Source organism: Serratia odorifera, from assembly GCF_041448735.1.
Classification (GTDB): Bacteria; Pseudomonadota; Gammaproteobacteria; order Enterobacterales; family Enterobacteriaceae; genus Serratia_F; species Serratia_F odorifera.
In genome coordinates this window covers 260,363-284,333 of sequence record NZ_JBGMUT010000002.1, presented here as the reverse complement: position 1 = coordinate 284,333, position 23,971 = coordinate 260,363, and the positions used below count along the sequence as shown (strand labels likewise).

Here is a 23,971-nt window from a genome sequence, read left to right as displayed (position 1 = left end):
ATCTGCATTGGGGATATTTTGCATCAGAAAGCCTCTGGATGACAAGATCCAGAAGCCTTCTGACACAAATTCTTTTCGCGATCGACTGGAAAACCGCCTTACGGCTTAATAATTCCGCAAGTCATATCACGAAAAGTTATTTAACTAGCCTTACTTTATACCTCTTTTCAGGCATTTTTCAACATCCAGTCGATCTCGGTTTCGGTCACCATACGCTCGAACTGCATCAGCTCGTTCGACTTGCAGGCATGATAAACATGGCAAAAGCGCTGGCCAAGATACTGCTGCATCGCCGGCTGCTCGGCAAATTCATACAACGCGTCGCTCTGGCGGATAGGGAAAGGCAGCCCTTGCTGTTCCAACCCGTTACCGGTCACCGGCTCGGGCAGCGCTAATGTGTGATCAAGGCCGTATAGAATGCCGCTCAGCACGGTTGCCATCACCAGATAAGGGTTGGCATCGGCACCGGCAACCCGATATTCGACCCGGTGATGTTGTGGTTCACCACAGGGAATACGCAACGCCACGGTACGGTTGTTGTGCCCCCATGACGCCTGCGTCGGCACGTACATCCCTGGCTGGAAGCGGCGGAAGGCATTGACATTGGGTGCCAGCAGCGCCATTGACGCGGGCATCAGCGTAATCATCCCGGCCAGAGCGCGGCGCAGCAGCGCGGAGTCGCCGCCGTCCGCGTCGGCAAACAGATTGACCCCGTTGCCGTCCACCATGCTGATATGGATATGCATACCGCTGCCGGTATATTCCTCATAGGGTTTGGCCATAAACGTGGCGTGCAAATCGTGGTTTTCCGCCACCTGGCGCACCAGCCTTTTCAGCGCCAGCGCGTGATCACAGGCCTGCAGCACGTTATCGGTATGGTTGAGATTCACTTCAAACTGGCCTGGCGAGGCTTCGGCCACCGCGCCGTCCGCTGGCAGCCCCTGCATCTGAGCCAGGCTGTCGATGTCGTTCAGCACCGCGGAAAAATGGTTCAGATTGTCCAGCGAATACACCTGGCTCTGCACGTTGCGTTCCTGAGTGCCGGGCGCGCACGGCGGTTGCAGATACCCTTCGGCATCGCGCTGTCGGTCAATCAGATAGAACTCCAACTCTACCGCTACCACCGGGAACATGCCGCGCTGGCGCAACATCTGCCACACTCGGTTCAGCACATTGCGGGGTTCAACGTCAAAGGGAGTGCCATCTTCATCCAGCATGGTCAGCAACAGCTGGCCGATATTTTCCGCATCCGCTGCCGACGGCGTCAAGGTGCCCGCTACCGGCATACACACCCGGTCCGGCTCGCCCAGCTCCTGGCCCAGACCGGTTTCTTCCACCACGTTGCCCAAAATATCCATGGCAAATACCGATGCGGGGAAATAACAGCCTTTTTCCAGTTTATTCAGCCCGGAGACGGGAATACGTTTACCGCGGAAGGAACCATTGAGATCGGTGAGGAGAATGTCGATATACTGCGTTGCAGGGTGGCGTTCCAAATAGTGAGCAACCTCACGTTGGAACGCGCTACTTCGCCTTTCTTCATTATGCTGTGCAAAATTTTCAACTGCTGCGATATGGGTTTGCATACTTCACCTGCCATTATGCCCTGGAAAGACGCCGTGGCGCCGCTTACCGAACGTTTAACATAGCGAATCAACTCTCTTTAGACAGCGCCACCGGCCGGCGCTCAAAATAACATCCATAATATGAAACATAGCCTTAACAGAATTGGTTTGCAAATGTTACAATGGTGATTGATTATTCGCCACCCGCTGCTAAATTGATAAAATATTGACCGAAAAGGCGATAGATTGTTTCGACATACGGAATTTATTTCGGTGAGTCAGGTATCATCATGGGCAATATATTTTCCACCGTCATCGTCTTGCTGCCCTATGGCGGCAACCTTTCTGCCAGCCATCTCTTTTAGAAGGAAGTACCACTATGAGCGAAGTCAGCTTGGCGCCAGGTAAGCGCCTGTCGCAAATCCGTCAGCAATTGGGTTTGTCACAGCGCCGGGTCGCCGAACTGTCCGGATTGACCCACAGTGCCATCAGTACCATTGAGCAGGACAAGGTCAGCCCTGCCATCAGCACCCTGCAAAAACTGTTGAAAGTGTATGGCTTGTCGCTGTCGGAATTCTTTGCCGAACCGGAGCGGCTGGATCAACCGAAAGTGGTGATCGACGCCGACGATCTGATAGAAATCGGCAGTCAGGGGGTATCGATGAAACTGGTGCATAATGGCAGCCCGACGCGTACGCTGGCGATGATGCTGGAAACCTACCCGCCAGGCACCACCACCGGCGAAAAAATAAAGCACCAGGGCGAAGAAGTCGGCACCTTGCTGGAGGGCGAGATCGTGCTGACCATCAACGGCCAGAGCTATGCTCTCAGCGCCGGCCAGAGCTACGCGATCAATACCGGCATTCCTCACAGTTTCAGCAATACCTCAACCCGCGTCTGCCGTATCGTCAGCGCACATACGCCCACCACCTTCTGATCGCCGGCCATTTCCCCCGCCCGTCGCGCCACCCGGACGGGGGATCGGTAATGCAACAACCATTTTCATCTCTCTTATGCCATTTCGTTCGTTGCCAAAACGGCAATCTATGTTAAAAAAGAACCACTTTAGCCATCTAAACACCTAAACGTCTTCATGCACATGATGCCAACCGCTACGCCCTCCCGCCTGGAGATGCGCAATATCTCGATCGCCTTTGCCGGCTTCAACGCCTTGCAAAATGTGAATTTTACCCTGACGGGAGGATCCATCCATGCGTTGGTCGGTGCCAACGGTGCCGGCAAGTCGACGCTGATGGCGATCCTGTCCGGCGCCCATAGCCATTATCACGGCAATATTTTGATCGACGGCCATGCGGTCGACATTCATTCCCCGCTGCACGCGCGGCAGCACGGTATTCACGTGGTACAGCAGGAGGTCGACGTCGCCCTGATCCCGACGCTGTCGGTCGCGGAAAACATCATGCTCGACTGGCTCAACCAGCCCGGTCAGCTGTTGAACTGGCGTCAGCTGTACACACAGGCGCAGGCCCTGCTCGATCAACTGGCGTTGACCATCAATCTGCGGCGGCGGCTGGCAGACTGCACGCTGGCGGAAAAGCAGCAGGTACTGCTGGCGCGCGCCCTATCGCACCGCTGCCGTTTTCTGGTGCTGGATGAACCGACCGCCCCGCTGGACCGCGCCGAAAGCCAACGCCTGTTCACGGTGGTGCGCCGTTTACAGTCTGAAGGCATCGGCATCGTGTTTATCTCACACCGCATTCATGAACTGAGCGAAGTATGCGACCGCTTGACGGTGTTGCGCGACGGCCAACAGGTCAGTGAGGACGCCATGCGCGGGTTGAGCGGCGAACAGATCGTCGAAAAAATGCTCGGCCATCGCCTGGACGACATCTTTCCACCGCGTCGCCCTACGCCACAGCCACGGCCGTTGCTGTCGGTGCGCGGCCTGAGCGATCGCCATAAATTGCGCGACATTTCCCTGACGCTGCAACAGGGTGAAATTCTCGGCATCGCCGGCCTGGCCGGTGCAGGCAAAACCGAATTGTGCAAGGCGCTGTTTGGCGCCACGCCGGCACGCATCAAACATGGCGAACTGCATGGCAAACGCTGGAAGCCTGATTCGCCGCATCGTTCCGTCGTGCTAGGTATGGCGCTGGTGCCGGAAGAACGCCGCCAACAGGGGGTGTTTATTGACGAAACCATTGCCATGAACCTGAGCGTCGCTGCCGACGACGGTTTCTGCCGCTGGGGCGTTTTCAGCCAGCGGCAGGCGCTGGACTGGGCGCAGCAGGTGATCCGCCGTCTGGGCATACGCGCCGCCGGGCCGCAGCAGAGACTGGCGCGACTGTCCGGCGGCAACCAGCAAAAGGTGGCGATAGGCAAATGGCTGCGCGGCGATGCCGATCTGCTGATTTTCGATGAACCGACCAAGGGCGTGGACATCAAGGCCAAGCAGGATTTGTTTGCGTTGATAGACCAGTTGGCGCGTGACGGCAAAGGCATCATTTATGCCTCGGGTGAATTCTCCGAACTGGTTGGCCTGTGCGATCGCATTTGCGTGTTATGGGATGGCCGCATCGTGGCTGAACTCAACGCTGCCGATATTGATGAAGAAACCTTGTTACTGTATTCCACCGGAGGAACCCCAGCGTGAGTAAAGACCTTTCCCTGCCCAACGCCCAACCCTGGCGTCATCGGCTGTTCGAGTTTTTATATAAATGGGGGATGCTGCTCACCGTCGTTGCTCTGGTCGCTCTGTTCGGCCTGGCGTCGGACAATTTTCTCGATCCCAACAACATCATCAATATTCTGCGTTCGATCGCCATCGTCACGGTGATCGCCATCGGCGTTTCCATTTCGCTGTCGGTTGGCGGGTTTGATCTTTCCGTCGGATCGACCGCATCGCTGGCTAATGCGCTAGTGATCTCGCTGTTTGTCTGGTACGGCTTTGGCACCACCGGGGCGATTGTCCTGACGCTGTTGCTATGCACCCTGGTCGGTTTGTTCAACGCGTTTCTGATCGTGGTGCTCAAGATCCCGGATATGCTGGCCACCCTCGCCAGTCTGTTCGTCATTCAGGGCGTGGCGATGACCTACAGCTATGGCGGCTCGATCACCCAGAATATGCTATTGCCCAGCGGTGAGATGGCCGAAGGCGTCATTCCACAGATCTTTTCCGCCCTGGGCCAGGTGCCGGTGATCGTGCTGATCATGTTGGCGGTAACGCTGGTGGTGCAGCTGTTCCTGTCGCTGACCAAGCACGGACGCCGCATGTATGCGATCGGTGGCAATGCGCAAGCGGCACGGCTCTCCGGCATTCGCACCCTGCGTTACAGGGTTATCGCATACGTGCTTTCGTCGCTACTGGCGGCGCTTGGCGGCATTCTTCTGGCGTCACGTATCGGCTCTTCCCAGGTCAACGCCGGCGGCGGTTATTTGATGGATGCAGTGGCGGCAGCCTATATCGGCTTTTCGCTGGCTGGGTCTGGCAAACCCAACGCCTTCGGCACGCTGATTGGCGCAATCATTCTTGGCGTACTGCAAAACGGCCTGGTGATGCTGTCGGTCCCCTACTACGCAATGGATATCATCAAAGGGTTGGTATTGGCGCTGGCGCTGGCCATCACCTACATCCAAAAGCGCTGAATCCCCCGGCACGCTGCAGCGTGCCGTTTCCCCCTCGTTGAATTATTCCTGACCAACCCCTGATCAAATATACAAATGATACGAATTATCATTTGCATTTACATTCGTTTTTATTTCCTTACAATACCCTTACGCACCACCCCTCGGGCCTTTTCATCCACAGAGATGCAAGGGTTTTCATTTTTAACTCAGTAGGTTAACAGGCAGAGCTGCCTGTTTCTCTGGCCAGGAATCGTTCATTCATGGAAATGCCAAACTATAATAAGCTCGCCGCATTAATCCTTGCGTCATTTGCCAGCCACGCTGCCTTTGCAGCCAGCCAGGACGATCAACATGACACCATGGTGGTTACCGCCTCCGGGTTCCAACAGAAAATTCAGGACTCGCCGGCGTCGATCTCGGTGATCCCCCGCCAGCAGCTGGAAGAAAAAGCCTATCGCGACGTCACCGATGCGCTGAAAGACGTGCCGGGCGTGGTGGTTAGCGGCGGTGGCAGCAGCAGCGATATCAGCATTCGCGGCATGTCATCCAAATACACGCTGATTCTGGTGGACGGCAAGCGCGTCGATACTCGCGGCACCCGGCCGAACAGCGACAACGCCGGTATCGAACAAGGTTGGCTGCCGCCGCTGGAGGCCATCGAACGAATCGAAGTGGTACGCGGTCCGATGTCATCACTGTACGGCTCCGATGCCATGGGCGGCGTGATCAACGTCATTACGCGCAAAACCAGCACCACCCAGGGCTGGAAAGGTTCGCTGCACGCCGACGCCACCTTCCAGGAGCGCCGCGATTCCGGCGATCTGTTCCAGACCAACGCCTACGCCTCCGGCCCGCTGATCGACGGCCTGCTCGGTCTGCGCGTCAACGGCCTGCTGTCGCACCGCGCCGAAGACGAAATTGTCAACGGCTACAACGAGCAGCGCATGCGCAGCGGTACGGCGGTGTTCAGCCTGACGCCAGATGATAAAAACGAATTCGACTTTGAAATTGGTCGTTCATTGCAGGATCGTAACAGCACGCCCGGCAAGTCGGTGGCCGCCGAACGTTGCAGCAAAGGCAAATGCACCCCAAGCCAGGTGAGCGAAAGCCTGTATACCCGCACCAACTATGCGCTGACGCATAACGGCTACTATGATTTTGGCCATACCAACAGCTACGTTCAACGCGAAGAAACCAACAACCCCGGCCGTAACATGAAGATGTACAACACCATCTTCAATACCCAGAACCAGTTCGAGTTGGGCGATCATATGCTCAATCTGGGCGGCCAATATCGTTATGAAAAGCTGGCTGACGGCGGCAACCAGTTGGTAGCGGCGCAGGATGTGAACCAGCTGACGCGCTGGAGCTGGGCATTATTTGCCGAAGATGAATGGGCGCTGACCAACGACTTCAGTCTGACTACCGGCCTACGGATGGATCAGGATCAAAACTACGGCAGCCATTGGACGCCGCGCATGTATGGCGTATGGCACCTGGCCGAGCAGTGGACACTGAAAGGCGGCGTATCTGCCGGCTACCGCTCACCTGACCTGCGTCAGTCCTCGCCCAACTGGGGCCAGGCCACCGGCGGCGGCGTGCGCTCCGGCATTATCGTCGGCAACCCGGATTTGCAGCCGGAAAAAAGCCTGAGCGAAGAGATCGGCCTGATGTGGGATAACCTCAAGGGCATCAACGCCGGCGTCACGGTATTCAATACCGACTTTAAAGATAAAATTACCGAAGTAAGGCGCTGCGAAGATACGCCAGACTGCATGATTGGTACCACCCACTATGACTTTATCAGCGACCGCGTCAACGTCGATAAAGCCAACATGCGCGGCGTGGAAGCCACCTTCGGCTGGCAGATCAGCAAGGATTGGCAGTGGAACACCAACTACACCTATACCTCGTCCGAGCAAAAGAGCGGTCAGTTCGAAGGCAAGCCGTTGAACCAGATGCCCAAGCACATGATCAACTCGACGCTGGACTGGCAGGCAACCCACGACGTCAGCCTGTGGTCGCGCGTCAACTTCCGCAGTAAAACCTCTGAATACCTGAGCCGCACCTCGATCGCGCAGAGCACGCCGTCATACACTTTCGTTGACATGGGCCTGAGCTATAAGGCGAACAAAAACCTGCTGGTCACCGGTGGGGTGTACAACATTCTGGATAAAAACGTCAATTACGACGACTACAACACCACGCTGGACGGCCGCCGCTACACGGTAGGCATGACCTACAGCTTCTAACGGACAAAAGGCCCTAAACGGGCCTTTTTATTCTGACGCTTACTCCACCAGCCGTTACACCACCGGCTCGGTCACCAACCCGTCAATCAATACCTGCGGCGTGCCCTGCGAGCAACGCTCGATGCGACCGCGCACGCCATAGACCTGTGCCAGGCTTTGCGGCGTGATCACCTGCTCCGGCAGCCCATCGGCGATCATATTGCCGTTTTGCAGCATCAGAACGTGGTCACCGTGGCGTAAGGCAATATTGATGTCATGCACCACCACCACCGTCACGATATTGCGTTTGCGGGTTTCACGGCGTACCAAGTCCATCACGTGAAACTGATAGTTCAGATCGAGCGCGCTGAGCGGTTCGTCCAGCAACAACAAGGACGGTTGACGGATCAGCGACTGCGCCAGGCCGACCAGTTGCTTCTGGCCGCCGGACAGCTGATCCAGATAGCTCAGCGCCAGATGGGCGATACCGAGCTGTTCCAGCAGCGCCATCACCTCCGCTTCGCTGCCGGCATTGCTCCGGCCGCCGGAGGCGCGCTGCGCGACGATAATCGATTCCAGCACGTGCAAATGCACGCCGGCCGGCAGCGACTGCGGCAGATATACCACCTGTTCGGCGCGGCGGGCGAACGGCATTTGCATCAGGTCATTGTTGTCCAGCCACAGCTGGCCCTGCGCCGGGTTAAGGCCAGCCAGCGAGCGCAGCAGCGTCGACTTGCCGCTGCCGTTCGGCCCCAACAGCACGGTAATCTTGCCACGCGGCAGCATTGGTACCGATAGATCGACGATCACCGGGCGTTTTGGGTAACCGGCAGAAAAGCCGGCGATACGTAGGCCCTGGTTCATCAGACGTTCCCCCGGTGGCGTAGAATAATACTCAGGAAAAACGGCACGCCAACCAGCGAGGTGACAATACCGACCGGAATAATGATGCCCGGCACCAGGTTTTTCGATGCCACCGAGGCCATCGACAGCACCAGCGCACCAATCAGCGCACTGGCCGGCAGGTAGAAACGGTGATCTTCGCCAAACATCATGCGCGCGATATGCGGCGCAACCAGCCCGATAAAGCCGATCGGCCCAACGAATGCCACCGCCAGTGCCGAAAGAATACTGATGCGTAGCAGGGTCGCCAGCCGCAGGCGGCGTACGTCGATGCCAAAGCTGACGGCGCGATCTTCACCCAGACGCAGCGCGGTCAGTTTCCAGGAGCTCATCATCGACAGCGGCAGCAGCACGGCAAACGCCGCAAACAGTATACCGAGCTTATCCCATGAGGCGCGCGACAGGCTGCCCATGGTCCAGAACACCAATCCCTGCAGCGTGTCTTCACTGGCGATAAACTGCATCATCGACACCAGCGCATTGAAGGTGAACACCAGCGCAATGCCAAACAGCACCACGCCGGAGGTGGCGACCCGCGTCCAGCGGGTGATGCCGTCCAGCATCAACGCAGCCAGCAACGCAAAGACGAAGGCATTGGCGGAAATAAACCACTGGGCAGGAACCCCCGGCAGCCCAATGCCCAGCACGATAGCCAGCGCGGCGCCGAACGCCGCCGCCGAAGAAACCCCCAGGGTAAACGGGCTGGCCAGCGGATTATTAAGGATGGTCTGCATTTCTGCACCGGCCAGCCCCAACGCCATGCCAACCACCACCGCCATCAGCGCGTACGGCAGACGAATATCCCAGACGATGACCCGCGTGCCGGCATCGGCCGCCGCAGGGTCGATTAGCGTTTGCCAGAGGGAAGACAGCGAAAGGCCGGACGGCCCCATGGTAAAGTCCAGCAGCAGTGAACCGGCGATCGCCAGCGCCAGAATCCCCATGATTATCAGGCGATGGCGCAGAATATGCTGATAGTGCCCCATCACCTGGACGCCGGATTGCCCCTTTGCGTCTGGCAAAGGATCGGTGGTTACGCTCATTATTTTTGGCTACCTGTTACGACGAAATGATTACCACCGGTCAACCCGGTGATTGCAGCGGAAAAGTGCGCAGCATCTGCGCGGCAATAGGCGCTAACAATAAAGCAAACGATAATACTTATCAATCACAGCGATAGCCATGGCAACAAAAATTACAGCGTAATCATTTGTTTTATAAATAGAATTACAATTAGTTTCCCAGTGAAAGTATATGTTTCCTCAGGTTAAACATTCTGAAAAACCCACCGTCGCCTCCAGCGTTATGACAAATCGCCAAAAAAGCACATAGAATCCCAGCCATGGCCGCAGTTGAGCGCGCCGTTTCGGCCATATTAATAGGGATATAAAGAGGCTTTATGAGAACGTTACCCACCGCCAACGCGGCTAAACGCCCGTTACTGCTGCGCTGGTTGCTGCACAGCCCGTTACACGCCGATGACTGCCGGTTCCAGAGCCAGATGCGCCAGGCATTACCCGTGTCCGTCAATGCGTTGTGGCTGTATGTCGTCGGCGCAGTGTTGCTGTCAACGCTGGCGGTGCTGGCGGTACTTTCCGGTCGCTATGTATTGATGTCTGGCGCCGGTTTACTGCTGTGCGGGCTGGCCTTCTGGCTGATACAGTACCACGCCGCCGCGCCACGCTTCGCCATGCTGGAAATCACCCTGCTGACCACGCCCTACCTGCTGGCGACGCCGTTTTCCGGCGTGCAGAACCTTTATCTGCTGGCGGATATTCTGCCGTTGTGGTTATGGTTGGCACACGGGCTTATCCGCCGTCATCACCGCCAGCTGGCGCAGAGTGTGAAGCTGGCTGCCGAGCAGCAACGGGCGGCGCATCGGGATCCGCTGACCGGCCTGCTCAATCGCACCGGTGTCGAAGCGATACTGGCCGAGGTATGTCAGCCTTCGCCAATCGCGCATTCCCTATCGCATATGTTCATTCTCGAATTCGGCCCTTTGTCGGCGCTGTATCAGAGTCACGGCGTGCAAATCGGTGATGACGTGCTGCGCACGCTCGGCGAACGCCTGAAGACGCTGATCCGCCCGAGCGATCATCTTTGTCACTATCTTGGTGGACAGTTTCTGATTCTGCTGCATGACCTGCCGTACGGCGCGGAAAACGAGCTGCTGGCGCGCATTACCCCGCCATTGGCTGCGCCTTTTGACTTCGGCGCGTTCGGCAGCGTCAGTCTGAGCCTAACTACCGGCATCCTGATTTTACGGCCACGGCATGATCAAACGGTGGACGGTCTGTTAACGGCGGCCCAGCAGGTGCTGGCAGAGGCAAAACGGGGAGGGAAATAACGCGGCACCGCAGCGCCGCGTTTGATCGGATCAGGGCGTTATTTCACGTCCATCTTCGGGAATTCCATTTCGCTGTACTTCACCACGCGGGTGCCGCGCGTCAGCTTGTAACCGAACCAGATAATCAGGAACAGCGGAATACCGATGTAGGTGGCAGTCACGCCATACCAGTCGATTTTATCTTCCAGGAACGCCTGGTAGTTCTGGCCCAGGGTAATGATCAGGCACAGCACGAAAGCGAAGATCGGCCCCAACGGGAAGAAACCGGAACGGTACGGTAAATCGCTCAGATCACGCCCTTGCAGCATATAGCCGCGGCGGAAACGATAGTGGCTGATGGCAATCCCCAACCAGGCGATGAAACCGGTCATGCCCGAGGTATTCAGCAGCCACAGATACACCGACTGGTTGCCGAACATCGAACTCAGGAAGCACAGGCCCGCCACCACGGTAGTGGCATACAGCGCATTACGCGGTACGCCGCCCTTCGACAGTTTGGCGAAAATGCGCGGTGCCTTGCCTTCCGACGCCAGCGTGAACAGCATGCGGGTCGAGGCATACATGCCGGAGTTGCCGGCCGACAACACCGCCGTCAGAATGACCGCGTTCATCACCGCCGCCGCAGACAGCAGGCCGGCATGCTGGAATACCAGCGTGAACGGGCTGACGCTGATGTCTTTTACGTCGTTACGCAGCAGGCTCGGATCGGTATAAGGAATGATCAGGCTGATGATCAGAATGGCGAAGATATAGAATAACAGAATACGCCAGAACACCTGACGCACCGCGCGCGGGATATTCTTGCCCGGGTTCTCGGATTCGCCGGCGGCGATGCCGATCAGTTCAGTCCCCTGGAACGAGAAGCCGACGATCATCGCCACGCCTATCATTGCCGAAAAGCCGCCGGCAAACGGCGCGTCGCCAATGGTCCAGTTTTGCCAGCCAGCATGTTCGCCGCCCTTCAGGATGCCGACAATCATCAATACGCCAATGGCAATGAAGATGATGACCGTCGTGACCTTGATCAGCGAGAACCAGTATTCGGCTTCGCCGAAGCCTTTCACCGAAATGTAGTTCAGCAGGAACATCAGACCCAGGAACAAGGCACTCCAGATCCAGCCGGGCGTATCAGGGAACCAGTAACTCATCACCAACTGCGAGGCGACCAGATCAACGGCGATGGTAACCGCCCAGTTGTACCAATAGTTCCAGCCCAGCGCGAAGCCGAAACCTTCTTCAACGTATTTGGCGCCGTAGGTGGAAAATGAGCCGGAAACCGGCATAAATGCCGCCAGTTCGCCCAGACTGGTCATCAAGAAGTACACCATCAGGCCAATCAACGCGTAGGACAACAGCGCCCCACCCGGCCCGGCTTGAGAAACCGTTGCACCCGAGGCGACAAACAGGCCGGTACCGATGGAACCACCAATGGCAATCATGGTTAAATGCCGCGCTTTTAGCTCGCGGCGTAGCCCGGGTGCTGGTTGCCCCGATGTTTTTATATCCTGCTGAGCCATTCTTACCCTATCTGCTCTTCAAAAAATGAGGGCGGATTGTAACAAATACCCGCCGGCGCACTAGCAACATTGCAATGATATAAGATAGCTTCATAATTCAGAGGCAATTATTAGCAGCAACCTGATTTGCCCGACTTCGTCTCATTAATGTGAAGCAGCACAGGTTTTTATGCTTGTGCTGGCAGGGTGCAATAGCTGAGAAAACGCGCAAGCGCGTTGGAAATATGTTTTTGCCGATGATGGATCAAATACAGCGTGCGCGTTAGCGGCGGCAGCGGTACCTGCAACTCCACCAGCGTGCCGGCCGCCAACTGCTCGCCAATCACCCGCCGTGACAGACAGCTGATGCCAATGCCGTGACGCACCGCGTGTTTGATCGCTTCCGAGTTGCCAAGCTCCATCACCAGTTGAAAATGCGGCAGATGCGCCAGTAACAGGTGATCCAGTACTTCACGCGTGCCAGAACCGCGCTCACGCAGGATCCAGGGGGCGTTGGCCAGCGCCTCCAGGCTTAGCGGCCGCTGCGCCAACGGGCTGTCCGGGGCGGCAAACACCACCAGCTCATCGTCCTGCCACGGCTGGGTAACCAGTTCCGGCATATGACACGGCCCTTCGATCAGCCCCAGATCAACGCGAAAATCCGCCACCGCCCCAATCACGTCCTGGCTGTTGCCGACGTTCAACTCCAACGGCACATTGGGGAAATCCTGCCGATAGTGCGCCATCATCGCCGGCAGCAGATAGTTGCCGATGGTGCTGCTGGCAGCGATGCGCAACGCCCCGCCGTCATGACGAAACAGCTGTTCAATCTCTCCGGCCTGTTCCAGCAGCGCCAGCGCTTTGGGATACAGTAAACGGCCATGTTCGTTGATCACCAGCCGCTTGCCAACGCGATCGAATAACTGTACGCCAAGTTGCCCCTCCAGATCCGCCAACGCCGCGCTGACTGCCGATTGCGACAGCGCCAACACCACCGAGGCCTGAGTGGTCGAACCGCTTTTCAGCACTTCGGTAAACACTTCCAACTGACGTAAGGTAATATGCATAGCCGTCTCGATAATGAGGGTGAGCGGGTTATCTTGCGCCGCGTGAACACCTGAAATGAATGTCGGCCCCACGGGTAGCCAACCTGTTAACTGGAACCTGTTATTAAGATTATCACGTTTGCCCAAAACGATTGTGGACTCACCACGGCGGTTATACCACTTATTTAGATTGGTTATAAATATATAATCAATTTATCTTTTATAGCACGGCGCTATATCCTTGTTGGCAGAGAAACAGCACAAGGACTTATGTATGGCGACCAATACCACCCCACTGTTCCCCGAACGGCGTTTCCCGCTGTTCGGCCTGCCGCGCCTGGTGCCCGGGCTGGCGCTGACCGCCGCGCTGACCGCCATCGCCATTTGGGCTGGCGAAGTGCCGTGGATTGCCGGCTTGGGACTCGGCGCTCTGACGCTGGCGATCCTGTTGGGCATTGTCATCGGTAATACGCTTTACCCATGGCTGCAACCCAGCTGTCACAGCGGTGTACAGTTGGCCAAACAGCGGCTGTTGCGCCTGGGGATCATCCTTTACGGCTTTCGCCTGACCTTTCAGCAAATTGCCGACGTCGGCACCACCGGCATCATTATTGATGCCTTGACCCTCACCAGCACTTTTTGGCTCGCCTGCTGGCTGGGGAAAAAAGTGTTTGGCATCGATAGCCAGACCGCGATGCTAATCGGCGCTGGCAGCAGTATCTGCGGTGCTGCGGCGGTGATGGCGACCGAGCCGGTGTTGAAAGCCGATTCGAGTAAGGTGGCAGTGGCAGTCTCCACCGTGGTGGTGTTCGGTACCCTGGCGATTTTCGCCTATCCGTGGCTGTTCCATCTCAACCAGCAATTCCAGTGGCTGCCGTTCAGCCAGGAAACCTTTGGCATCTATACCGGCTCCACCATTCATGAGGTGGCACAGGTAGTGGCCGCCGGTCATGCCATCGGTCCTGCAGCGGAAAATGCGGCAGTAATTGCAAAAATGATTCGCGTGATGATGCTGGCACCGTTCCTGCTGCTGCTTTCCGGCTATATCAGTCGTGGCGGCCAGGCGGATAAAAGTGAAAAATCCGCCATCACCATTCCGTGGTTTGCCGTGCTGTTCATCGCCGTTGCCGGGTTAAACTCATTCAATCTGATCCCGGCGCCGGTAGTGCAACACCTGATTACCGCCGATACCTGGATGCTGGCGATGGCGATGGCCGCACTGGGTCTGACTACCCACATCAGCGCGGTGCGACAGGCTGGAGTCAAGCCGATTCTGCTGGCCACGCTGCTGTTTGTCTGGCTGATTGTCGGCGGCGCTGCCATCAACCAACTGGTACAACATCTGCTGTAATCCCCCTCTACGGGCCCGAAAGCGGGCCCGTTTCCCTCCCCACCTTCCAAATCCGCCGCTATCAATGCCATAATGGCGCCGATAATACAGGAGAATGAAAATGAAGTTTGTCGGTGCACATGTCAGCGCGTCAGGCGGCGTGGATCAAGCAGTTATCCGCGCACACCAACTGGAGGCGACCGCATTCGCCCTGTTCACCAAAAATCAGCGTCAATGGAAAGCGGCACCGCTGCCTGCCGACGTGATAGATAAATTCAAGAGCGCCTGCGCGCAATACGGGTTCGGCCCGGGGCAGATCTTGCCGCACGACAGTTACCTGATTAACCTCGGCCACCCTGTCGCAGAGGCGCTGGAAAAATCTCGCGAAGCGTTTATCGATGAAATGCAGCGCTGCGAACAGCTGGGGCTGACGTTGCTGAACTTCCATCCTGGCAGCCATCTGAAGCAGATCGACGAAGATCGCTGTCTGGCGCTGATCGCTGAATCGATCAACATCGCGCTGGATAAAACCCAAGGCGTAACCGCAGTGATTGAAAACACCGCCGGCCAGGGCAGCAATCTGGGCTTCAGATTTGAACATCTGGCGGCGATCATCGACGGGGTGGAAGACAAGAGCCGGGTCGGCGTGTGCATTGATACCTGCCATGCCTTCGCCGCAGGTTACGATCTGCGTACCGAAGAAAACTGCGAGCAAACGTTCAAGGCTCTGGGCGATATCGTCGGCTTTAACTATCTGCGCGGCATGCACCTGAACGATGCCAAGAGCCAGTTCGACAGTCGGGTCGACCGCCATCACAGCCTGGGGGAAGGTAATATCGGTAAAACGGTGTTCAGCTACATCATGCGCGATGCGCGTTTTGACAATATTCCGCTGATCCTCGAAACCGTCAACCCGGATATCTGGGCGGAAGAAATCGCCTGGCTGAAGGCGCAGCAATAACCTCTCACCGCAACATCAGCAACATCAGCAGATTACAACGCAAACCGGTCAGGATAGCCTGACCGGTTTGTGCGTATTGAGGCAGGGAATTACGCCGCGCTGGTCACCGCCGCTTCAGGGCGCTTCAACACTGCGTAAGATACCCCGGCCAGCAACGTCCCGGCGACGATCGCCAGCAGGTACAGTAACACCGGTGAAATTGCGCCCGGGATCAGCAGTACGAACAGGCCACCGTGCGGTGCCATCAGCTTGGCGCCGAACGCCATTGACAGCGCGCCGGTCAGTGCGCCGCCGGCGATGCAGCACGGCAGTACGCGCATCGGGTCACGTGCAGCGAACGGGATCGCCCCTTCGGAAATAAAGCACAACCCCAGTACCAATGCCGCTTTGCCGCCTTCCTGCTCGGACTTCTCGAACTTGCGACGTGCCAGCAGCGTAGCCAGCCCCATCGCCAGCGGTGGCACCATACCGGCCGCCATGATCGCCGCCATTGGCGCATACACCGAAGAACTCAGCAGCGCGACGCCGAAGGCATAAGCCGCCTTGTTCACCGGGCCGCCCATATCGGTACACATCATCGCACCGAGGATCGCGCCCAGCAGTACCGCATTGGCGGTTCCCAACGATTGCAGCCAGTGGGTCAGGCCTTCCATGATTTTGGCGACCGGCGTGCCGACCACGTAAATCATGACCAGACCGGTGATCAGGCTGGCAACCAACGGTATGATCAGTATCGGTTTCAGCGCTTCCATACTCTGTGGCAGGCGCAGCTTGCCGCTGATCGCCTTGGCGACATAACCCGCGAGGAAACCGGCAATAATGCCGCCGAGGAAACCGGCGCCGGTGCTCACCGCCAGCATCCCGCCGATCAGACCCGGCGTCAGGCCCGGACGGTCAGCGATGGAAAATGCGATGTAACCGGCCAATACCGGCACCATCAGGGCAAAAGCGGAACCACCGCCAATCTGCATCAACGCTGCCGCCAGCGTGCCCTTCTCTTCGAAGGCCTTGATACCGAACACGAACGACAGTGCGATGCACAGGCCCCCGGCTACCACCATCGGCAGCATGTACGACACGCCGGTCAACAGGTGACGGTATGGACCGGCACTTTCCTTTTTCTTGCCGCCGGTGGAGGCGGCAGCGCCGCTTTTCTGCGGCTGGTAGACTTCGGCTTCCGCCAGCGCCTTGTCCAGCTCCTGCGCGGTTTTCTTCAGCGCCAGACCGGTAGAGGTACGATACATCGGTTTACCGGCAAACTTGTCCAGATCGACTTCAATGTCGGCGGCAACAATCACCAAATCCGCCGCGGCCACTTCTTCCGGCGTAATGGCATTGCCAGCGCCTACCGAGCCGCGCGTTTCTACCTTCACCCACCAGCCACGTTTTTTCGCTTCACTTTCAATCGCTTCAGCAGCCATAAAGGTATGCGCCACGCCGGTCGGACACGCAGTGATCGCCACAACGCGTTTTTGCCCGGCGGCTTTCGCCGGCACGGCGGCGACCGCAGGTGCCTGATACGGCTGAGCGTGCGCCTTGGCCGCAGCCAGGAAGGCCTGCGGTTCGCGCACCGCCTGCTCGACATCACCGAGGTAAAGCGCTTTACCGTTCAGGGCGGCGTCTGCGGGCACAGACTGCCCGGCCACCACCACCAGATCGGCATCAGCCAGAGAATCAACCAGTTGCAGCCCCTGTTTGGCCGCAGCCGCACTCAGCATGCGTTGCGCCAGGTGGCCACGGGCCTGCCCCAGCGAACTGTCTATCATCAGCAGCGTTTTCATTCTGCCTCCTGCTATTGATTAAAAGGTGTTAAATCGACGCGCGCCATCATCGCGGCCAACTGGGGACGGTCGGTCACGCCAACGTTGCTCTGGCTGACGGCCAGGGCGGCAACGGCGGTGGCCAAACGCAGCGTATGTTCGCTGGATTCACGCATCAACAGACCATAGATCAGGCCGCCGACCATCGAATCGCCAGCGCCAACCGTGCTGACCACTTCGCATGCCGGCGGTTTGGCAATCCAGGCACCCGATGCATTCACCCACAGCGCACCTTCGGCACCCAATGAAATCACCACGTGGGCAATGCCCTGATCGCGCAGCGCATGGGCGGCTTCCACCACATCCGCCAGCGTTGGCAGTCGGCGACCGGCCCAGATTTCCAATTCACGGCGGTTTGGCTTGACCAACCACGGCGCGGCCTTCAAACCGGCCACCAGCGCTTCGCGGCTGCTGTCGAAAATGATGCACGGGCACTGGGCGCGCAAACGGGTCATCCAGTCAGTAAAGGCTTCCGGCGCGACGCCAGCCGGCAGGCTGCCGCTGACCGCCACCATGTCGAACTGGCCGAGCCAGCTCAGTGAATCACTGACAAAACGCTCCCAATCCTGTGGTGTTACCTCAAAGCCCGAGAAATTGAAATCGGTCACTTCACCGTCTTTTTCCGTCAGTTTGACGTTGATGCGCGTACGGCCCGGCACCACCTGAAAGCGATTGGCAATGCCCAGATCGCTGAACAGCAATTGGAAGCCGTCCTGATTATCTTTGCCCAGAAAACCACCGACGGTGACGTCAATGCCAAGATCTTTCAAGACTTTGGCAACGTTAATGCCTTTACCGGCGGCGTGCAGGCCGGCGGTTTTAACCAGATTCACTTCGCCACGTTCGATCTCGGGGCAAAAACCCACCAGATCGTAAGCCGGGTTCAGGGTGATGGTTGCGACTCTTCTGCTCATGCTGCGCCCTCGCCCAGTCCTTCGTTGATTGCCTCGCCGATGGTTTTCAGCGCGACTTCGGCATCCTCACCGCTGGCGGTAAAGCGCAGACGATGACCTTTCTTCACCCCCAGCGCGACCACTTTCATCAGGCTGCGCCCGTTGGCCGGCTTACCGCTGCCGTCCAGATTGGTCACGGTGATCTCGCTACTGAACTGTTTGATCACGTTGACCAGCGCCGTTCCCGGCCGCGCATGCAGGCCGTGTTCGTTGCGAATGATGTATTCAGCGGTCAGTACGCTGCTTTCCTCCGCTACCTCACTGGTCAGCAATGCCAGCACCCCGGCAGCGTCAGCGTTCAGCAGACGTTCAGCTTTTTGCGCCAGCAGCAGATCGCCCAGATAGTTCAGCACCGTCAGCGGCTGTCGATCGGCCACGGCGACGGTCAGCAGCAATGCCACTTTTTCACCCTCTTCGTCGAACGCCTGTGCCGGACGGCTAACGGTGGCAGCGCTGCCCAGATTGCCTTCGGTACTGTCGCTCAGCCAGATGCCCTGGCCCAGGTTCAGCGGCTTGCGGGTAATGACGTCGCTGACGAACTCGGCGCTAACCGCACCAATCTTTTGCAGACGACCGGCGTTCAGCGCCTGTAACGTCATCAGACTGTCGGCGGCCACATCGAGCGCAATCAGCGACGCGTCAAACTGGAATTCGGTCGCCTGTTTTTCACCCATCAGCAGGCTGCGCAGTTCGTCCGCTGAAGTGGTCTTCGCCAGTTGCTCCGCCACGCTGTCATCACTCAGCACGTGCGTCAGCTGGCGCAGCAGCGCCAGGTGTTCATCTGAACGCGCGGCAATGCCGATCACCACATAGGCGGTCTGGCCTTCGCCCCATTCGATGCCTTGCGGAAACTGAAACACCTGTACGCCGGTGTTCAACACCAAATCACGGGTATCGGTGGTGCCGTGGGGAATGGCAATGCCATTGCCAAGATAGGTGGAGGTCTGCAGCTCGCGCTGCAACATACCGTCCACATAGCCGGCGCCGACGCAGCCAGCCTCGGTAAGGGCGGCCGCCACCTGCTGGATGGCGTCCTGCTTGCTGCCTGCGGCAGCGCCCAGGTGAATGTCTTGCTGTGACAACTGGAACATGGCTCTCCTCTCCTGCTGAATTGAATCGTTTCAGCTTCATTGAGAAAAAGGAGCGTTATCCAAACCAACCCAGTCAGTCCGATAACGCTGAAACGTTTCAAGGAGTGTGTAATCAGCCCATGCCGAAAGCAAGTTTTCTCCATCAGGACGTAGCAGATTTTTGAGCTTACGCACATTTTTCCCCAGCACTCCCCCGCTACGCGTCGGAAGTGGCATAATCTGCTGAAATTTGCTGAAGGAGAAAAGCATGAGCGTCATGACCGGCATAGGCGTGATCATCGTTAACGCGCAGGGAGATATTCTGTTGGGCAAACGCTGCGGCAAGCATGCCCCTTACTGGTCGATTCCCGGTGGGCATCTGGACGTCGGGGAGAGTTTTGAACAGTGCGCTCAACGAGAGGTGCTGGAGGAAACCGGCTTGCATATCGCGTTGCCGCGATTTATCGGCGTTTGCAATAACCTGCAAACCTGGCGTGAAGAAGGTAAACACACGGTATCCATCTGCATGCTGGCACAACACGCTGGCGGTGAGCCACAGCGCCTCGAACCGGAAAAATGCGCGCAATGGCGTTGGTGTTCGCCAGACGCCCTGCCCGAACCGCATTTCGAAGCCAGTAAAATGGCCGTTACCCTGTGGCAACGTGGGCAATACTACCGCCCGGCGCGTTAATGTCATACCCAGCGCGGCGTTGCCATCCACCGCGCGGGTTTCCCCTGCCAATTCCCTCGCCAGACAAATGCCTAATCCTGCCGCCTTTCGTTATATAAAATAAAACATAGCGCTTTATTTTTCAGCAAACGTCGAATTATTACCTACAATTACCCCCAATGTGTTAGTCACACAAATAAATAGGCTCTATAATTGCATGGGTATAAGGGGTTAATACCCATCGAGCTTTTTGGCAAGGCATCTTCGGGATTTCATAATTATAAGTGGGTTCAATATGAGCAAAAAAACAACTGGCTTGGAAAAGCGACGCCGGTGGGGATGGTTGTGGCTGTTACTCATTGGCATCGTTCTTGGCGCAGCGCTATTGGCCGGCACCGCCACCGTATTTCATAAAACCAGCGATACCGCTTTTTGCGTTTCCTGTCATACCATGCAGCAACCTCTCGCCGAATATCAGGGCAGCGTTCACTTCCAGAATACCAAAGGCATCCGCGCTGAATGCGCCGACTGTCACGTGCCGCACGAACCGCTGGAGTATCTGTGGACCAAAATTCGCGCGGTGAAAGACATTTACGGCGAAATGGCCGGCACCATCAGCACGCCGGAAAAATACGAAGCGCACAAACTGGCAATGGCCCAGTCGGTGTGGAAAACGCTAAAAGAGAATGATTCCGCCACCTGTCGTTCATGCCACAGCTTTGACGCCATGGACATCACCGCGCAAAGCGCTGAAGCGCGCGTGCAGCACCCGGTGGCGATCAAACAGGGTGAAACCTGCATCGACTGCCATAAGGGGGTTGCGCACATTCTGCCGGACATGAGCGGCGCAGCGCAGGCTGGCGCCGCCGAACTGGCGAAGGCGGCGGCTGAAACCTCACCGACGGCCACCACGCTGTACACCATTGCGACCGAACCGTTCTTCTTGCAACCAAACGATGAACACAACGCCGGCAACCTGATGCCTTCAACCGAAGTGCGGGTGGTGAAACAGGACGGTGACAAGGTGCTGGCCGAAGTGGCCGGTTGGCAACAGGACGGCGTCAGCGAAGTATTCTATGCCGCACAGGGCAAGCGCATCCTCAGCGTATTGCTGGGTGAAGACGCGCGCAAACAGCTGAAATCTGCCAACACCATGACCGACGCAGAAACCGGGCTGGTATGGCACCAGGTTTCTCTGCAGGTGTGGTTGCCGCGTAAGCAGCTGATTGACGATCAACAAAAAATCTGGCGCTACAGCGCAGACATGATGTCGGCCAACTGTACCGGTTGCCATGGTCTGACCGCGCTCGATCGCTTCAACGCCAACCAATGGATCGGCGTAATCAAGGGCATGGCTCCACGTACCTCACTGACGCAGGAACAGCTGCGTGTATTGACGCAATACGTGCAGAAACACGCCAGCGATATGCCGCCGGCCACCTCGGCCAAGCTTTAAGGGAGAAGCGCAGATGAAATCGTATTCACAACAACCATTAAAAATGAGTCGTCGCCGCTTTCTGACCGGCGCCACCGCGCTGGCCGCCGCACCGTTGCTGGCGGGGCTGTGGCCAAAAAACGCGCTGGCGCAAGCCATCAGCCAGGCGCTACCGCAGTTTGTGGTACTGCGTCAGGCGCAAAAAGGCATTCTGACCGGCGCTCACTGGGGCGCATTTGAAGCCATCGTGCAGGACGGAAAAATGATCGGCGTACAGCCGGTCAAGGACGATCCATACCCGAACGATCTGATCACTATGGCGCCGTACCAGGTGCACGCCGAAAACCGCATCAAATATCCGATGGTGCGCAAAAGCTGGCTGGAGGGCGGCCCCGGTAGCCGCCCCGAACTGCGCGGCCACGATGAATGGGTGCGCGTCAGCTGGGACAAGGCCATCACGTTAGTGAGCAACGAAATCGCCCGTTTGCAGCAACAGCATGGTCCACAGTCGATCTATGCCGGTTCCTACGGTTGGAAGAGCGTCGGTATGCTGCACAACAGCCGCACGCTGTTGCAACGTTTGATGAATCTGACCGGCGGTTTTCTCGGCTACGCCGGGGATTATTCAACCGGTGCTGCGCAGGTGATCATGTCGCACGTGGTCGGTTCGATGGAGGTTTATGAACAGCAAACCGCCTGGCCAAACGTAATTGAAAACAGCCAACTGGTGATCCTCTGGGGCTGTAATCCGATGGTCACGTTGAGAAATAGCTGGAACGTACCGGATCACTATGGCCAAACCGGGTTTGAAGCGCTGAAGAAAAAAGGTACCCGGGTGATCAGCATTGATCCGGTGCATAACGACAGCGCCAAATTCGTCAATGCGCAGTGGATTGCGCCGCGCCCGTACACCGACAGCGCGATGCTGATCGGCATCGCCCATACGCTGTTGAGCGAAAAACTGCATAATCCGGACTTCCTGAAAACCTACACCGTCGGCTTTGACCGTTTTGCCGCCTACCTGCTGGGGGAGGAAGACGGCACGCCAAAAACTGCCGAATGGGCAGCCGACATCAGCGGCGTCGACGCCGAGGTACTGCGGCAACTGGCGCGCGATATGGCCAAGAACCGTACCATGATCATGGGCGGCTGGGGCATTCAGCGCCAGCATCACGGCGAACAGCAACACTGGCTGCTGGTCACGGTGGCAGCAATGCTCGGCCAGGTTGGTCTGCCCGGCGGCGGTTTCGGCTTTAGTTACCACTACTCATCCGGCGGCAGTCCGACGGCGAAAGGCGGCATTATCGCCGGTATTTCCGCCGGCAACGCGCCGAAGAACTCGCCGTCGCCAATCCCGGTGGCGCGCATCGCCGAATGCCTTGCCAACCCTGGCAAAACCATTCATTTCAACGGAGCCGACGTCACCTACCCCGAGGTAAAAATGGTGTACGTGGCGGGTGGCAATACCTTCCACCAGCATCAGGACACCAATAATCTGATCAAAGCCTGGCAGCGGCCGGAAACCATCGTGGTCAACGAACCTTATTGGACCGCTACCGCCAAATATGCCGACATCGTGCTGCCGGCAACCACCAGCTATGAACGCAATGATCTGGAGATGGGCGGCGATTATTCGCAGCTGTATGTCTTCCCGATGCATCAATGCGTGGCACCACAGCATGAAGCGCGTAACGACTTTGATATTTTTGCCGCCATGGCCGCCAAGCTCGGCGTGCAAGATGCCTTCACCGAAGGCAAAGACGAAACCCAATGGCTGAAGGGCATGTACGACGATATGAAACAGCAGGCGCGCAACGCCCGCGTGGCTCTGCCGCCGTTCGATATGTTCTGGCAGTCCAATAACTACGTGCGATTCCCGGTGCCGGAAGCCAATCAGCAATGGGTGCGCTTCGCCGATTACCGCGAAAATCCGCTGCTCAATCCGCTCGGCACCCCCTCGGGGAAAATCGAGATCTATTCCGATGCCATCGCCAAGATGGATTATCAGGATTGCAAAGGGATCCCAACCTGGATGCCGCCGCATGAATGGTATCGCGGACCGGAAGCGGCGAAATATCCGCTGTCACTCAATACCGCGCATCCGATCAACCGCCTGCATTCGCAGTTGGACAATACCCCGTTACGCAAAAAGTACGCGGTGGCCGATCGCGAGGCGATCATGATCAACCCGCAGGATGCCCAGTCGCGCGGCATTACCAATGGCGATCTGGTGCGTGCATTCAACGATCGCGGCCAGATTCTGGTCGGCGCGTTGATCAGTGAGGATGTGCGCCCCGGTGCGGTACGCATCAGCGAAGGGGCATGGTTCGATCCGGCCGATCCCTCACAGCCGGGCTCGATTTGCAAGAACGGCAACGTCAACTGTCTGACCTTCGACGTCGGCACCTCCAGCCTGGCGCAAGGCAACTGCGGGCAGATGGCGCAGCTGGAAATCGAAAAGTATCAGGGACAGGTATTGAAAAATACCGCACACGACGTGCCGGCCGGCGCGTAGCGTCCCCCCGCGACGGGCCTGCACGATAGGCTCAGGCAACA

The 23,971-nt window shown here is 57.6% G+C and carries 18 protein-coding genes; 10 read left to right on the top strand and 8 right to left on the bottom strand.

Annotated elements, in window-relative coordinates:
- Positions 1-167 precede the first annotated feature (167 nt).
- On the bottom strand, positions 168-1,586 hold the full coding sequence (locus ACCC84_RS07450) for a glutamine synthetase family protein (RefSeq protein WP_004960823.1): 1,419 nt from the start codon (positions 1,584-1,586) through the stop codon (positions 168-170).
- 358 nt (positions 1,587-1,944) lie between these two features.
- Between ACCC84_RS07450 and puuR the strand changes: the two genes are divergently transcribed.
- The 4 genes from puuR to ACCC84_RS07430 all read left to right on the top strand — a co-directional run bounded on the left by puuR (position 1,945) and on the right by ACCC84_RS07430 (position 7,405).
- Positions 1,945-2,502, top strand: a complete 558-nt coding sequence (puuR, locus tag ACCC84_RS07445; RefSeq protein ID WP_004960821.1) for an HTH-type transcriptional regulator PuuR — start codon at positions 1,945-1,947, stop codon at positions 2,500-2,502.
- Between the two features lie 165 nt (positions 2,503-2,667).
- Positions 2,668-4,179: a sugar ABC transporter ATP-binding protein gene (locus ACCC84_RS07440; protein WP_273869713.1), complete on the top strand. Its 1,512-nt coding sequence runs from the start codon at positions 2,668-2,670 to the stop codon at positions 4,177-4,179.
- On the top strand, positions 4,176-5,171 hold the full coding sequence (locus ACCC84_RS07435; RefSeq protein ID WP_198773988.1) for an ABC transporter permease: 996 nt from the start codon (positions 4,176-4,178) through the stop codon (positions 5,169-5,171). The genes ACCC84_RS07440 and ACCC84_RS07435 overlap by 4 nt, the downstream gene beginning before the upstream one ends.
- 242 nt (positions 5,172-5,413) lie before the next feature.
- Entirely contained in the window at positions 5,414-7,405 is a 1,992-nt protein-coding gene (locus ACCC84_RS07430) for a ligand-gated channel protein (RefSeq protein WP_371901692.1), read from the top strand.
- 54 nt (positions 7,406-7,459) lie between these two features.
- On the opposite strand, the gene ACCC84_RS07425 is transcribed toward ACCC84_RS07430, so the two are convergent.
- Positions 7,460-8,248 (bottom strand): ABC transporter ATP-binding protein, encoded by a 789-nt coding sequence (locus tag ACCC84_RS07425; protein WP_004960811.1) that lies wholly within the window; start codon positions 8,246-8,248, stop codon positions 7,460-7,462.
- Positions 8,248-9,330, bottom strand: coding sequence for a FecCD family ABC transporter permease (locus tag ACCC84_RS07420; RefSeq protein ID WP_004960809.1), 1,083 nt, complete (start codon positions 9,328-9,330; stop codon positions 8,248-8,250). The genes ACCC84_RS07425 and ACCC84_RS07420 overlap by 1 nt, the downstream gene beginning before the upstream one ends.
- A 356-nt stretch (positions 9,331-9,686) precedes the next feature.
- Between ACCC84_RS07420 and ACCC84_RS07415 the strand changes: the two genes are divergently transcribed.
- A complete protein-coding gene (locus ACCC84_RS07415) occupies positions 9,687-10,634 on the top strand; it encodes a GGDEF domain-containing protein (protein WP_371901691.1) in 948 nt (315 codons plus the stop codon).
- 38 nt (positions 10,635-10,672) lie between these two features.
- Here the strand turns inward: ACCC84_RS07415 and ACCC84_RS07410 are convergent, their stop codons facing one another.
- Both ACCC84_RS07410 and yieE read right to left on the bottom strand, forming a co-directional pair.
- A complete protein-coding gene (locus ACCC84_RS07410; RefSeq protein ID WP_004960802.1) occupies positions 10,673-12,151 on the bottom strand; it encodes an amino acid permease in 1,479 nt (492 codons plus the stop codon).
- 167 nt (positions 12,152-12,318) lie between these two features.
- On the bottom strand, positions 12,319-13,197 hold the full coding sequence (gene yieE, locus ACCC84_RS07405) for a DNA-binding transcriptional regulator YeiE (RefSeq protein WP_039991901.1): 879 nt from the start codon (positions 13,195-13,197) through the stop codon (positions 12,319-12,321).
- 253 nt (positions 13,198-13,450) lie between these two features.
- Here yieE and ACCC84_RS07400 point away from each other — a divergent pair, with 253 nt between their 5' ends.
- Together ACCC84_RS07400 and nfo are read left to right on the top strand one after the other, a co-directional pair.
- The gene (locus ACCC84_RS07400) at positions 13,451-14,527 is read left to right on the top strand and encodes a YeiH family putative sulfate export transporter (protein ID WP_004960798.1); all 1,077 of its coding nucleotides are present in this window, start codon (positions 13,451-13,453) and stop codon (positions 14,525-14,527) included.
- 100 nt (positions 14,528-14,627) lie between these two features.
- Positions 14,628-15,467 (top strand): deoxyribonuclease IV, encoded by an 840-nt coding sequence (nfo, locus tag ACCC84_RS07395; RefSeq protein ID WP_039991900.1) that lies wholly within the window; start codon positions 14,628-14,630, stop codon positions 15,465-15,467.
- 89 nt (positions 15,468-15,556) lie between these two features.
- Here nfo and fruA read toward each other — a convergent pair whose 3' ends face one another.
- From fruA to fruB, 3 genes are read right to left on the bottom strand one after another with little or no spacing between them, the layout of a single operon-like run.
- Positions 15,557-17,248 carry a PTS fructose transporter subunit IIBC gene (gene fruA / locus ACCC84_RS07390; protein WP_371901690.1) on the bottom strand — a complete coding sequence of 564 codons (1,692 nt, stop codon included), beginning with the start codon at positions 17,246-17,248 and terminating at the stop codon, positions 15,557-15,559.
- A gap of 11 nt (positions 17,249-17,259) precedes the next feature.
- A complete protein-coding gene (gene fruK, locus ACCC84_RS07385; RefSeq protein ID WP_004960790.1) occupies positions 17,260-18,201 on the bottom strand; it encodes a 1-phosphofructokinase in 942 nt (313 codons plus the stop codon).
- On the bottom strand, positions 18,198-19,331 hold the full coding sequence (gene fruB, locus ACCC84_RS07380) for a fused PTS fructose transporter subunit IIA/HPr protein (RefSeq protein WP_371901689.1): 1,134 nt from the start codon (positions 19,329-19,331) through the stop codon (positions 18,198-18,200). The genes fruK and fruB overlap by 4 nt, the downstream gene beginning before the upstream one ends.
- Before the next feature lie 247 nt (positions 19,332-19,578).
- Between fruB and ACCC84_RS07375 the strand changes: the two genes are divergently transcribed.
- The 3 genes from ACCC84_RS07375 to torA all read left to right on the top strand — a co-directional run bounded on the left by ACCC84_RS07375 (position 19,579) and on the right by torA (position 23,930).
- Positions 19,579-20,001, top strand: a complete 423-nt coding sequence (locus tag ACCC84_RS07375) for a nucleotide triphosphate diphosphatase NUDT15 (protein WP_273869518.1) — start codon at positions 19,579-19,581, stop codon at positions 19,999-20,001.
- Positions 20,002-20,275: 274 nt separating this feature from the next.
- The gene (locus tag ACCC84_RS07370) at positions 20,276-21,436 is read left to right on the top strand and encodes a NapC/NirT family cytochrome c (protein WP_004960781.1); all 1,161 of its coding nucleotides are present in this window, start codon (positions 20,276-20,278) and stop codon (positions 21,434-21,436) included.
- Between the two features lie 13 nt (positions 21,437-21,449).
- On the top strand, positions 21,450-23,930 hold the full coding sequence (gene torA, locus ACCC84_RS07365; protein WP_198773439.1) for a trimethylamine-N-oxide reductase TorA: 2,481 nt from the start codon (positions 21,450-21,452) through the stop codon (positions 23,928-23,930).
- The last annotated feature ends 41 nt before the right edge of the window (positions 23,931-23,971 follow it).